The following is a 12,629-nucleotide window of genomic DNA, read 5'->3' as shown; positions in this document are numbered from 1 at the left end:
ACTGAAGCTGCATCACTTGCGGGGCTCGTTGGATCAATTTCGATCAGAGCAGAGGAGCCTCCTGCACCTGCAACCAGACGACTCCTCTCGCGCCGACCCACGACGCTCATCGCGGCGACCGCCGCCCTCACCGGCGTCGCGCTCGACGCCACCCCCGCGCACTCCGCCCGACGCCTGACGTTCCATCCCTTCCGGCCGCGCGGTATTGCTCATAGATGAACATTTGAGCTATGAATAAATCAGTTTCAAGCAGAAGCTTGCAGCATGAAACGCGCGCCCGGGCCGGATCGCCGCCCGAGCCGAACCGAGGAGAGCTCTGATGAGTCACGTCGAGCGGGAGATCGCCAGTCAGCCGGAGTGCTGGCGCAAGGCGCTGGAGCTGGAGCCCGTCGGGCTGCCGGAGTGCGGCGAGCGGGTGGCCGTGATCGGCTGCGGTACCTCGCTCTACATCGCGCAGGCGTACGCGGGTCTGCGCGAGGGTGCCGGGCTCGGCGAGAGCGACGCCTTCGCGGCCTCCGAGTTCCCGGCCGCCCGCGGCTACGACCGCGTCGTCGCCATCAGCCGCTCGGGTACCACGACCGAGGTGCTGGCCGCGCTGGAGCGGTGCGGCGCGACGCCGAGCGTCGCGCTCACCGGCGACCTCGCCACCCCGATCAGCACGGCCGCCCGGCACGTGATCGACCTGGAGTTCGCCGATGAGAAGTCGGTGGTGCAGACCCGCTTCGCCACCACCGCGCTGGCCCTGCTGCGTGGCCGTCTCGGCCTCGCCCCCGCCGACCTGGCCGCGCACGCCGAGCGGGCGCTGGCCGCCCAGCTGCCCGAACGGGCCACCGAGGCAACCCAGTTCACCTTCCTCGGGACGGGTTGGACGGTCGGCCTGGCGAACGAGGCGGCGCTCAAACTGCGCGAGGCGTCCGGGTCGTGGACCGAGTCGTACCCGGCGATGGAGTACCGGCACGGCCCGATCAGCGTCACCGGCCCGAACAGCGTCCTGTGGTTCTTCGGCGAGCCGCCGACCGGACTGGTCGACCAGGTCGAGCCGACCGGCGCAGTGCTGTCGGTGAGTCCGCTGGACCCGATGGCCGACCTGATCCGCGCCCAGCGGCTCGCCGTCGAGCTGGCCAAGGGCCGCGGCCTGGACCCCGACCAGCCGCAGGGCCTCACCCGCTCCATCGTGCTGACCCGGCCGTGAGCGCCACCGCGATCGCCCTCGACGTCGGCGGCACCTACATCAAGGGCGCAGCGGTGGCCGAGGACGGCACCCTGCGCCACACCGAGCGCTGGTTGACCCGCACCGAGCGCGGCCCTGAGGCCGTACTCGAAACCGTCCTCGACTGTGCCGCCGAACTCGCCGGGCGCTTCGGTCCGGCCGCCGTGGGCGTCGCCGTGCCCGGCGTCGTCGACGAGGGGGCCGGCATCGCGGTGCTCGCCGCCAACCTGGGCTGGCGCGATGTGCCCGTCCGGCACCGGCTGTCCGAACACCTGGGCGTCCTGGTCGCGTTCGGGCACGACGTGCGGGCCGGCGGCATCGCCGAGGCCAGGGCCGGTGCCGGCCGCGGCAGCCGTAACTTCCTGTTCGTGCCGGTCGGCACCGGTATCGCCGCCGCCGTGATGGTCGACGGACGCCCGCTCACCGGCAGCCACACCCGCGCCGGCGAGCTCGGCCACCTGGTGGTCCGCCCCGGTGGCGATCCCTGCGCGTGTGGTGCCCGCGGCTGCGTGGAGACCCTCGCCTCGGCCGCCGCCATCGCCCGCCGCTACGCCGCCGCCACCGGCGAGCCGGGCATCACCGCCCAGCAGGTCGCCGAGCGCGCCGCAGCCGGGGACCGGACGGCCGCCGCCGTCTGGCAGGAGGCCGTCGACGCGCTCGCCGACGGCCTGGCGAGCGCGGTCACGCTGCTCGACCCCGAGCGCGTCGTGATCGGCGGCGGCCTGGCCCGAGCCGGCGAGCCCTACTTCGCGCCGCTGCGCGAAGCCCTGGCCGCCCGGCTCGCCTTCCAGGCGATACCGGAACTCGTACCCGCCGAACTCGGCCTCGAGGCAGGCTGTTTCGGGGCCGGACTGCTCGCACGGGACCTCCTGGCCTCGGGGGCGGCGCCGTGATCCTCACCGTCACCCTCAACACGGCTCTGGACATCACCCACCACCTGGACCGGTTGCGTCCGCACGGCAGCAACCGGGTCCGGGCGGTGGCCGAGCGGGCGGGCGGCAAGGGCGTCAACGTCGCCCGGGTCCTGCACGCCCTCGGCCACCCGACCGCCGTCACCGGCCTGGTCGGCGGCCTCACCGGCCGGGCGATCCGCGCCGAACTCACCGCCGCCGGACTGACCGAGCGGATGCTGACGATCCCGGGTGAGTCCCGGCGCACGGTGGCCGTGGTCGAGGAGAGCGTCGGGGACACCACGATCCTCCTCGAACCCGGACCGATGGTGGGCACCGAGGAGTGGGAGCACTTCCTCAACCACCTCGACACGCTGCTACCGGACGCCACCGCGGTGGTCCTCTCCGGCAGCCTGCCACGCGGTGTCCCCCAGGACGCCTACGCCCAACTGCTCCGGAACGCGCACGCACACGGCGTCCCGGCCGTACTCGACGCCGGCGGGGCGGCCCTGCGCGCGGCGCTTCCGGCGGGCCCGGCCCTGATCAAGCCGAACGCCGACGAACTCGCCGCCGCCACCGGCCTCACCGACCCGGTGGTCGCCACCCGGGCGCTGCAGGCCGCCGGAGCCGGCGCGGTGGTCGCCTCGCTCGGCGCCGACGGCCTCATCGCCGTCACGCCGCACGGGAGTTGGCGCGCCCGCGCACCCGAGCGGCTGGCCGGCAACCCCACCGGCGCCGGCGACGCCGCGGTCGCCGCGCTCACCCTCGGCCTGGTCACCGGCACCCCCTGGCCCGACCGGCTGGCCGAGGCCGTGGCACTCTCCGCGGCCGCCGTCGCCGCACCGCTCGCGGGCGACTTCGACCCGGCCGTCCACCGGGCCCTGCGCTCCCGTGTGGACGTCCGTCCCCTCACACCCTTCGCACCCTTCGCAGCCGAGGAGCCCGACCCATGCCCCTGACCGGAACCGGCGCGATCACCGCCGCAGCCGATGCCGATGCCGTGCGCGGCGTCGGCGCGTTCAACGTCATCCACCTCGAACACGCCCAGGCGATCGTCGCCGGCGCCGAAGCCGCCGGCGCCCCGGTCATCCTGCAGATCAGCGAGAACGCCGTCCGCTACCACGGCGCCCTGGCCCCGATCGCCGCCGCCACGCTCACCGTCGCCCGCGCCGCGCGGGTACCGGTCGCGGTCCATCTCGACCACGCCACCTCCGTCGAACTTGTCCACGAGGCCGTGGAGTTGGGCCTCACCTCGGTCATGTTCGACGCCTCCGTGCTCGCCTACGAGGACAACGTGCGCACCACCGCCGAGGTGGTCGAGCACTGCCACGCCGCCGGCGTCTGGGTCGAGGCCGAACTCGGCGAGGTCGGCGGCAAGGACGGCGTCCACGCACCCGGCGCGCGCACCGACCCCGCCGAGGCCGCCGCATTCGTCGCCGCCACCGGCGTGGACGCGCTCGCGGTGGCCGTCGGCACCTCCCACGCCATGCTCACCCGCGACGCGGCCCTCGACTTCGAGCTCATCGCAAGGCTGCACGAGGCCGTCCCGGTCCCGCTCGTGCTGCACGGCTCCTCCGGCGTGGCGGACCAGGACCTCACCGCCGCCGTGGACGCCGGCATGACCAAGATCAACATCGCGACCCACCTCAACCGGGTCTTCACCACCACCGTCCGCCAGGCCCTGGCCGACAACGCGCGGCTGGTCGACACCCGCCGCTACCTCGACCCCGCCCGCACCGCCGTCGCCACCGAGGTCACCCGCCTGCTCGGCGTCCTGAAGGCAACGCCCCCACCGGCGGCCCCGGCCACCGCTCACGACTGAGCCGGGACCCGCCGTCCGTCAGCACCGTCCTCGGGCCGTCCCCGCCGTCGGCGCCACCCGGGGGCCGACGGCTTCGCGTGGTGCCGAAACCGCTCGCATGTCGCCGTACGCCCGTATCATGAATCCCGCTTCAGGGGCGCTCCGAAGCAGGTTGCGGTTCAGGCTCTGTGACTGTCCGTCGGCGGTTCGCCGCGACCGGGTTGTCGGTTGGGTTGACATGTGGAGGCTGATCCCGATGGCCCTGTCCAGATCGACCGGGCGCGGTGGGCGTGTGACCGGCCGACCGGCGCCCGCGGTGCTGCCCTCATCGCTTCGCGTGTGGCTCGGGCTGATTGCGGGCTTCGCCGCGTTGGTGGTCGTCGTGCTCGGGGTCCGGTACGCCGACGAGAGCGAGCCCGGCAGGGTGGACGCGCGGATCGGGGCGGCGGTGTACGGCGTGGGGTCGCCGTGGCGGTCCGTCGCTCTGGCCATGGACTCCTTGGGCGAGCCGGTGGGAGCCTCCGCCCTGGTCGCGGCCGTCGTGACGGGCTGTCTGCTGCTTCGGCGTCCTCGCGCAGCGGTGTTCACCGTTGCCGGCGTCGGCATGACCGTGGGGACGGCGACGCTGCTCAAGCACCTGGCGGGACGCACCATCCACGGCGAGAACCTGTCCTACCCGAGCGGGCACACCGCCTTCTTCACCGCGTTCGCCCTCGCCGTGGCGATGCTCGTGACCCGCCGCCGAGGCCGAGACGGGCTCGGCCTCGGCAGCACGGCCGGCACCTTACTCGTGCTCACCGCGGCGCCGGCTGCCGGCGCCACCATGGGCTGGGCGCAGGTCGCTCTGGGCGCGCACTACCCGACCGACGTCCTCGGCGGCTGGTGCACCGCGCTGGCGGTGATACCGGCGACCGCGTGGCTGGTCGACCGGATGGCCGACCGGCTCGCCGAAGCCGGTCGCCGACAACGCATCTGACGCGGCGTCACGCCAAACGGCGGAACACGGGCTTCACCGGCCGCCCGGCCAGCCAGGGGGTGGGGTCGGCGGCGTCCAGTGCCTTCCGGTACACGGCACATGCCCCGGCCACCACGTCGACGGTGCGGTCGATGTCGGCGTCGTCGAGCGCGCTGCTCACCACGAACGACGGGGCCAGCACTCCGCCCGCGAGGAGTTGGCGCAGGAACAGGGTGCGGTACCGCTGCGACGGCTGCCGGTTCTCGTCGAGGGTGGCGAAGACCAGGTTGCTGGCCCGGCCCCGGACGACGAGGTGGTCGCCGACGCCCATGCCGGCGGCGGCCTCGCGGACACCGGCGGCCAACCGCTCGCCGAGGGCGTGCAGCCGAGCGGTGATGCCCTCCTCGACGTAGGTGGTCTGCACGGCCATCGCGGCGGCCAGGGAGTGCGTTTCCGCACCGTGCGTGGTGGACAGCAGGAACACCCGGTCGCCGGAGTGACGCAGCCCGCCCCGCTCCATCAGGTCGCGGCGCCCGGCCAACGCGGAGACGGCGAACCCGTTGCCCAGCGCCTTGCCGAACGTGGAGAGGTCGGGGACGACGCCGTACAGGCCCTGGGCGCCCGCCTCGGACCAGCGGAAGCCGGTGATCATCTCATCGAAGATCAGTACGCAGCCGTGCCGGTCGGCCAGCTCACGCAGGCCGGCGAGGTACCCGGGCGGCGGCTCGGTGTGGCCGGCGGGTTCGAGGATCAGGCAGGCGACCTCGTCCTGGTACCGGGTGAGCAGTTCCTCCGTGGCGGCCAGGTCCCCGTAGGGGAACGCCACGGTGAGCTCGGTGATCGCGGCCGGGATTCCGGCGGACATCGGCGTGGTGCCGATGAACCAGTCGTCGACGGAGAAGAACGGATGGTCGCCGCAGACGGCCACCCGAGGGCGCCCGGTGACGGCGCGGGCGAGTCGCACCGCGGCGGTGGTGACGTCGGAGCCGTTCTTCGCGAACTTCACCATCTCGGCGGTCGGCACCGTGGCCAGGAAGCGTTCCGCGGCCTCGACCTCCACGATGGACGGTCGGACGAAGTTGCTGCCGCGGTCGAGTTCCCGCCGCACCGCCTCGAGCACGCGTGGGTGGGCGTGGCCGAGGCTGACCGACCGCAGGCCGGAGCCGTACTCGACGTAGCGGTTGCCGTCGATGTCCCACACGTGGGCACCGCGGCCGTGGCTGATGACCGGGGCCAGGTTCTCGGGGTACTGGTCGTCGCCCTTGGCGTAGGTGTGCGCGCCCCCGGGGATCACGGCGTGCAGCCGCTCGTTCGCCGCCCGCGACCGCGGCAGGGCGAACTCTCCGGATTCGTCGGTGACTTGGATGTTCACGCCGGTCTCACTTCTCCTTTTGCCGCAGGCCCTCGGCGAGGCTCGGTGCCTCCCGGTCCCGCTTGGACATCGACAGGGCCGGCAACGGCCAGGGGATGGCGAGCTCCGGGTCGTCGAAGGCGATCGTCACGTCCTCGGCCGGATCGTGCGGGCGGTCGATCCGGTACGAGACGTCGGCGGTTTCGGTCAGCGCCTGGAAACCGTGCGCGCACCCCGCCGGGATGTACACGCTTGCCTGCGTCTCGCCGGACAGCTCGAAGAAGGCCTGGCCGCGGTAGGTCGGCGAGTCCGTCCGCAGGTCCACGACGACGTCGAAGACCCTCCCGTAGGAGCACCGCACCAGCTTGGCCTCGCCGGCACCGGAGCGCAGGTGCAGGCCGCGCAGCACGCCCCGGACCGAGCGGGAGACGCTGTGCTGGACGAAGGCGTTCGGGTCGAGGCCCACCGAGCGGACCACGTCGGCGTCGAAGGTGCGGCAGAAGAAGCCGCGCTCGTCGGCGTACGGCGTCGGCTCGAACAGGTATGCGCCGGCGATCGCCGGGACTTCGGTCGCCTTCACGGCGCCTCCCTCAGGGCATGGGCGTGGGCGTGGTCATGGTGGTCGTGGTCGGCCGTCGGGAAGAGGGCCGCGGTCAAGGCGGTGAACTGGTGCTCAAGGCGCCGGGCGGCGGCCTGGTTCCGCTCGGTGAGGGTCTGCCGAAGCTCCGTCGATCGCCGCTCCAGCGCCCGGAACTGCTCGATCAGCCGGTCGGCGTCGACCTCGCGGGCCGGGTGGCAGTACCCGCCCAGCCCCATCTGGTCCATGAGCGCGTCGCTCTTCGCCGCATAACTCAGGGCGAGCGTGGGCGTGCCGACCTTCAGCGCGCAGACCAGGTTGTGGTACCGGGTCGCCACCACGGTGTCGGCGGCCGCCGTCTCCTCCATCAGGTCGGCCAGTGAGGCCGCCTCGGCGGCGGTGACCAGCGGCGAGTCCACCGCGTCGAGGATCGCGGCGACCACCTGCGCGTCGACCTCGTCGCCGGTGAGCAGCCGGACCGGCCGACCGTCCTCGACCAGCGCGCGGACGAAGCGGGTCGTCCCGTCGAGGTAGCGCCGGTGGATCTCCTCGGCCCGGGCGCGGTCGTCGTTGCCGCCGTGGAAGTCCATGACGCCGACACAGACCGGGCCCGGCGGACCGGAGGGCGCGCTCGCCGACGGCGTCGCCAGGGCGAAGGCGAGGTCCGGGTAGACCTCGTCCCGCGCGGTGTCCACGCCCATCGCCCGCATCGCGTCGCGGGACAGGGCGTCCCGGTACGACCGGTACGCGGCCAGCCGCGCCGACCAGCGCACCAGGGCCCGGGTGGGCCGGTTGCCGATCGGGGCGGCGCCGACGCCGACCAGCGCCACCCGGGTGCCGAACAGCCGGCCGGAGGCGCAGAGCAGGAACAGCGCGTACGGGAAGCCCCACGGCCGCAGCGGCAGCGTGGCCTCCAGGACGCCCATGCCCGGCACGATCACCACGTCGTGCCGGCGCACCCAGGCGGCGGTGCGGACGGCGTCGACGAGTTTGCCCAGACCCTTTGCCGCGATCGCGCCCGCCCGCGATGCGGTCCGGTACTCCCCGCGGTACCAGTGCAGCCGCGTCGCGGGGATCCGGTACCGGGCCGTGACGACCTCGGGTCCGCCGCACAGCGCGTCCACGACCGCCTCCGGGTGCTCGGTGCGGAGGTAGCCGAGCACGGCCTCCAGCGACCCGTCGTTGCCCAGGTTGCCGGAGCCGAGCAGGCCGAACACCCCGACGCGCACCGGGGTTCCGTCCGCGGACGTCATGCCTGCCTCCCCTCACGTCCGGCCACGAGGGCGTCGACGGAGACCGTGAGCAGGGCCGGCTCGACCGGGGCGCGGTCCTCGACCCGCTCACCGGCGCCCGGCCGGAGCCGGCTGGTCATCCAGGCGGCCAGGTGGCGGTAGCACGCGCGCCGGTCGTCCGGGGACAACGGCGCCCGCCGGATCGCCGAGGCGAAGCCCCAGACGTACTCGGCGAGCAGCCGGGGCGTCGGGTGCAGCGGGCCGGCCCGGCGCGGGTCCAGGTTGACGCACCGGGAACGCATGGAAGGGTTCGCCCGCTCGGCGCGGGTGGGGTGGTCGCGGCGGAAGTACAGCAGCTCCGGCACCTGGTGGAAGGGCCCGTGCAGGGTGATCTCGGCGACGAACGTGCGGTCCGCGTGGTGGTAGCTGTCGTGCGGCTTCACCCGGCGCAGCACGTCGGCCCGCATCACCCCGTAGAAGTCGTCGCCACCGGGCTCGAACAGCAGACTGCGGAAGCGCTCCGGCGCGTGCGGCGAGTCGGTGGCGAGCCCGTACTCGTAAGGGACCTTCACCTGGCCGTCGCCGTCGATGACCGCCTGGCCGGAGTGCGCGAGGATCACGTCCGGCCGCTCGTCCAGCGTCTCCACGCAGCGCAGCAGCAGGTCCCGGGCGTACAGGTCGTCGTGCGAGGCCCACTTGAACAGCTCGCCACGGCACTCGGTGAACACGTGGTTGTGGTTGGGCGCGGCGCCGATGTTCCGGGGCAGCCTCAGGTACCGGATGCGCGAGTCCTTCTCGGCGTACTTGCGGCAGATGTCCTGGGTCGCGTCGGTCGAGGCGTTGTCGGAGATGACCAGCTCGAAGTCCTCGTAGGTCTGGCCCAGCAGGGCGTCGAGCGACTCGGCGAGGTACTCCTCGCCGTTGTAGACGGGCAGCCCGATGCTCAACCGGGGAACGGCGGTCATGTCGTCCTCACTTCGGGGATGTCGTCCTCTACTTCGGGGATGGGGGCGCGGTGGTGCTCGCGCAGGGCGGCCCGCAGCTGCAGCCACCACACGGCCGAGCCACAGGCGGTCGCGATGGCGACGCCCCAGGCCGAGCCGGCGGTACCGGCCGCGGCGGCTCCGCCGAGCCCGCCGCCCAAGTAGCAGGCGGAGGCGAAGAGTTGGCTGCGCAGGCTGCGCCGGGCCGCGGCGAGCGCGCGCAGCCCGGCCGCCGCGCCGCTGCCGAGGCCGGCGCCGGCCACGCCGAGCGTGGCCGGCACGATGAGCTGGGAGGCGGAGTGCCAGACGTCGCCGAGGACGAGCTCGCCGAGCCGACCCGGCATCAGCAGCAGCGCCGCGCCCCACAGCAGGGCGGCGCCGGCCTGCCCGCCACCCAGCAGGAAGCAGAACCTGCCGAGCCGGTGCGGTGCCCGTCTCAGCACCCGGGCCGCCTCCGCCACGGTGACCAGCGACAGCCCCATCAGCAGGGCGAGGAACGGGCCGAGCAGCAGCTCGGCGCCCCGGACCGCCCCCACCGCGCCGACCCCGACGATCGCGCCGAGCCCGTACGCCCGCAGCTGGCTCGCGCCGCTGAGGCTGACGTTCTCGACCAGGTACCGGGAGCCGAGATCACGCTGTTCGCGGAGCCACCCGCCGGCTTCGGTCACCCGGGGCCGGAGGCCGGACTGGAGGCAGCCGTACCCGGCGGCCACCGCGGCGGAGGCGCCCCAGGCGAGCACGAAGGCAGCCACGCTGCCCGCGTGGGCCGCCAGGAGCATGGCCGGGACGAGCGCGACACCCTGCACGAGGTCGTTGGCGAACGCCTTCTTCCCGGCACCGGCGGCGAAGAACGCGAACCGCCAGGAGTCCTGGAGCAGCAGCGCCGGCAGGACGACGCCGAGGCAGGCGAACGCGGGCCCGACGCTGCCGCCGAGGCCGAGCCCGACCAGCAGGCACACCGCGCCGAGGGTGGCGCCGACGCTGAGCGCGGCACCCGTCGACCGGGCCGCCGCCGCGCGCCAGGGCGCGTCCGGCACGCCGCTGAAGCGCACCACGAGCGGGTCGGTGGCCAGCCCGCGGGCGACGTTGAGCACCACGCCGTAGGTCAGCCAGGCCAGGCTGAACACGCCGAACGCGGTCACCCCCAGCTCGCGTGCCACGTAGATGCCCACCGCGAAGTTGGTCATGCTGGAGGCCGCCTGGTCGGCCAGTCCCCAGGACAGCCGGCCGAGCACGCCCCGCTTGGCGGTCCGTCCGGTCCGCCCGGTCCGCCCGGTCTTCCCGGACGGACCGGCCGTCGTCGTCTTCACCCCCTCGGTGGTCATCCGCGTCATGTCTTGATCAGCCCGGCGCCCTCCAGGGCGCCGGCCGCGGCGGCGACCGTGTCGAACGGCAGCCCGGAGCGCTCGGCGACGTCCAGCAGGCCGTGCTCGCCGTCGGACATGTTGAGCACCCAGAGCATGGCCATCTGGGCCTGCTTGGCGTCGCTGCGGCCGCCGAGCGAGTCGTACAACCCGCGCCGGCCCAGCTGCGGCTCGCCGTAGGGGCTGAGGTTGAGGTAGCGCCGGTTGCGGTCGAGCACGGCGAACGCCTCGCGGCAGACGGCGAGGGTGTCCGCCATCGCCTCCGGGGAGATGAAGTCCAGGTCGTCCGCCGAGGTGTGGTACTCGGGGTACCCGGCGTACGGGGTCCGGGTGAGCGAACCGACGCCGAGATCGAACCCGGGCGAGCAGTACTGCCGCTCGTCGTAGCCGTACGGAGTGAACTCGGTGACGCGGTGCGGTCGTTCGGATGCGGTCAGGACGTGCCGCAGCACCCGGTCGATCTCCGCGTCGCCGCGCCTGCTCTGCTTGTACGTCAGCCGGCCCGGGTCGCCGGCGCAGGCCAGCACCAGCCCGTGCTTGACCCGCTCCACCCGCTCCGCGTTGCGGGCCAGCCAGGTGATCGCCCCGATGGTGCCGGGGGCGAAGATGAACCGGTAGGTGTACCAGGGCGTCTGCTGCGCCAGCTCCCGGGCCAGGAACGTCGCCACCGCGATGCCCGCCAGGTTGTCGTTGGCCAGCGACGGGTGGCAGACGTGGCAGGAGACGATCACCTCGTCGGCGACCTGCCCGGGGACGACGTGCTCGGCGTAGGTGAGGTGGCCGTCGGCGATCGTGGAGTCGATGCGCACCTCGTACTCGCCGTCCGGCATCGCGTCCAGGGTCTCCTGGGACAGGCAGAACCCCCACTCCGGTGCGTAGTAGCTGGTGCGGTACGGCACCAGGGTCGGCTGGTCCGGCAGGGTGTGCAGGTGCCCGCGCAGCTCGCTCAGCGGCATGGTCGCCGCCACCGGCACGCTGTAGCCGAGCACGTGCAGGCTGGACGCGGCGAAGTCGACGACCCGGTTGCCGGCGCCGTCGGCGATGTACGCGTCCCGGATGTTCCACTCCTGCGGCACCGTCCAGTCGAGCACCTGCGTCCCGGTCGGCACCTCGTGCACCTGCAGCGGAAGGTACTCGCCGACGATGTCCAGGGTGGCGCGCACCCCGTCGCCGGTGATGCTGCGGCAGAGCGGGTACATCCGCTCCACCAGGTCGTGCATCTCCTCGCCGATCGCGCTCATCGTCGCCACCGCAGGGTGTCGTCGACGGTGCCGGCCTCGGAGGCCTGGCGCAGCACGGCCAGCCGGGTGAAGCTGCGCTCGAAGCTCTCCCGGGTGAGTCCGAACTTCCGGTAGGCGTCGGCGAGTTCGAGCGCGCCCTGCTTCACCGTCCACTCGCAGTCGAAGCCGGGCAGCGCGGCGCGGAACCGGGAGAAGTCCACCCGGTACGACCGCGGATCGGCGCCGTTCTCCCCGGTGATCCGCACCTTCGCGCCGGCCACCGCCTCGGCGACCTGCTCGGCGATCTCGGCGACCGTGACGTTGTTGACCTCGCTGCCGATGTTGAACGCCCGGTCGTGCACCGCCTCCCGCGGCGCGACCAGCGCGGCCGCGAAGGCCCGGGCGATGTCGGCGGCGTGCACCAGCGGGCGCCAGGGGGTGCCGTCGGAGAGCACCAGCACCTCGCCGGACAGCAGCGCGTGGCCCACCAGGTTGTTCAGCACGATGTCGGCGCGCAGCCGGGGCGAGTAGCCGAAGGCGGTGGCGTTGCGCATGTACACCGGGCTGAAGTCGCCGTCCGCCAGCGCGTGCAGGTCGTCCTCCACCCGCACCTTGGACTCCGCGTACGGCGTCACCGGGCGCAGCGGGGCGTCCTCGGTCACCAGGTCGTCGCCGCCGGCGGCGCCGTAGACGGAGCAGGTCGAGGCGTACAGGAAGCGCCGCACGCCGGCGTCGCGGGCCAGCTCGGCCAGCCGTACGGAGGCGTGGTGGTTGATGTCGTAGGTGAGGTCCGGCGCCAGCGAGCCCAGCGGGTCGTTGGAGAGCGCGGCCAGGTGGATCACGGCGTCCACCCCGGCCACGTGCTCGGCCGTGACGTCGCGCAGGTCCACCCGCGGCCCCGGCGGGTCCGCGGGCGTCGGGCCGAGCACACAGTCCGCGAACAGGCCGGCGTCCAGCCCGACGACTTCGTGCCCGGCTGCGGCGAGGACCGGGGCCATCACGGTGCCCAGGTAGCCCTGGTGTCCGGTCAGCAGTACGCGCATGGT

At 73.6% G+C, this 12,629-nt stretch carries 12 protein-coding genes; 5 read left to right on the top strand and 7 right to left on the bottom strand.

Features of this window, described 5'->3' with window-relative positions:
* The first annotated feature begins 319 nt into the window (after nt 1–319).
* The 5 genes from ABZW30_RS19450 (at nt 320) to ABZW30_RS19430 (ending at nt 4,877) form a co-directional block, all read left to right on the top strand.
* A complete protein-coding gene (locus ABZW30_RS19450) occupies nt 320–1,192 on the top strand; it encodes a sugar isomerase (protein ID WP_355672353.1) in 873 nt (290 codons plus the stop codon).
* Nucleotides 1,189–2,103, top strand: coding sequence for an ROK family protein (locus ABZW30_RS19445; protein ID WP_355672352.1), 915 nt, complete (start codon nt 1,189–1,191; stop codon nt 2,101–2,103). The genes ABZW30_RS19450 and ABZW30_RS19445 overlap by 4 nt, the downstream gene beginning before the upstream one ends.
* On the top strand, nt 2,100–3,059 hold the full coding sequence (locus ABZW30_RS19440; RefSeq protein ID WP_355672351.1) for a 1-phosphofructokinase family hexose kinase: 960 nt from the start codon (nt 2,100–2,102) through the stop codon (nt 3,057–3,059). The genes ABZW30_RS19445 and ABZW30_RS19440 overlap by 4 nt, the downstream gene beginning before the upstream one ends.
* On the top strand, nt 3,050–3,922 hold the full coding sequence (locus tag ABZW30_RS19435; protein WP_355672350.1) for a class II fructose-bisphosphate aldolase: 873 nt from the start codon (nt 3,050–3,052) through the stop codon (nt 3,920–3,922). Before ABZW30_RS19440 ends, ABZW30_RS19435 begins: the two co-directional genes overlap by 10 nt.
* Nucleotides 3,923–4,193: 271 nt before the next feature.
* Nucleotides 4,194–4,877, top strand: coding sequence for a phosphatase PAP2 family protein (locus tag ABZW30_RS19430; protein ID WP_355672349.1), 684 nt, complete (start codon nt 4,194–4,196; stop codon nt 4,875–4,877).
* Nucleotides 4,878–4,884: 7 nt separating this feature from the next.
* Here ABZW30_RS19430 and ABZW30_RS19425 read toward each other — a convergent pair whose 3' ends face one another.
* From ABZW30_RS19425 to ABZW30_RS19395, 7 genes are read right to left on the bottom strand one after another with little or no spacing between them, the layout of a single operon-like run.
* Nucleotides 4,885–6,228, bottom strand: a complete 1,344-nt coding sequence (locus ABZW30_RS19425; protein ID WP_355672348.1) for a glutamate-1-semialdehyde 2,1-aminomutase — start codon at nt 6,226–6,228, stop codon at nt 4,885–4,887.
* 7 nt (nt 6,229–6,235) lie between these two features.
* On the bottom strand, nt 6,236–6,787 hold the full coding sequence (gene rfbC, locus ABZW30_RS19420; protein WP_355672347.1) for a dTDP-4-dehydrorhamnose 3,5-epimerase: 552 nt from the start codon (nt 6,785–6,787) through the stop codon (nt 6,236–6,238).
* Nucleotides 6,784–8,037, bottom strand: coding sequence for a polysaccharide pyruvyl transferase family protein (locus ABZW30_RS19415; protein ID WP_355672346.1), 1,254 nt, complete (start codon nt 8,035–8,037; stop codon nt 6,784–6,786). Before ABZW30_RS19415 ends, rfbC begins: the two co-directional genes overlap by 4 nt.
* Nucleotides 8,034–8,981, bottom strand: coding sequence for a glycosyltransferase family 2 protein (locus ABZW30_RS19410; protein WP_355672345.1), 948 nt, complete (start codon nt 8,979–8,981; stop codon nt 8,034–8,036). Before ABZW30_RS19410 ends, ABZW30_RS19415 begins: the two co-directional genes overlap by 4 nt.
* A complete protein-coding gene (locus tag ABZW30_RS19405) occupies nt 8,978–10,333 on the bottom strand; it encodes a hypothetical protein (protein WP_355672344.1) in 1,356 nt (451 codons plus the stop codon). Before ABZW30_RS19405 ends, ABZW30_RS19410 begins: the two co-directional genes overlap by 4 nt.
* Complete coding sequence (locus ABZW30_RS19400; RefSeq protein ID WP_355672343.1) at nt 10,330–11,604, bottom strand: DUF4910 domain-containing protein; 1,275 nt, start codon at nt 11,602–11,604, stop codon at nt 10,330–10,332. Before ABZW30_RS19400 ends, ABZW30_RS19405 begins: the two co-directional genes overlap by 4 nt.
* Nucleotides 11,601–12,626, bottom strand: a complete 1,026-nt coding sequence (locus tag ABZW30_RS19395; protein WP_355672342.1) for an SDR family oxidoreductase — start codon at nt 12,624–12,626, stop codon at nt 11,601–11,603. The genes ABZW30_RS19400 and ABZW30_RS19395 overlap by 4 nt, the downstream gene beginning before the upstream one ends.
* Nucleotides 12,627–12,629 lie beyond the last annotated feature (3 nt).

This window comes from Kitasatospora sp. NPDC004669 (assembly GCF_040609455.1).
Taxonomy (GTDB): Bacteria; Actinomycetota; Actinomycetes; order Streptomycetales; family Streptomycetaceae; genus Kitasatospora.
The sequence above is the reverse complement of the archived record's forward strand: the minus strand, read 5'-3'. Positions and strand labels throughout refer to the sequence as shown.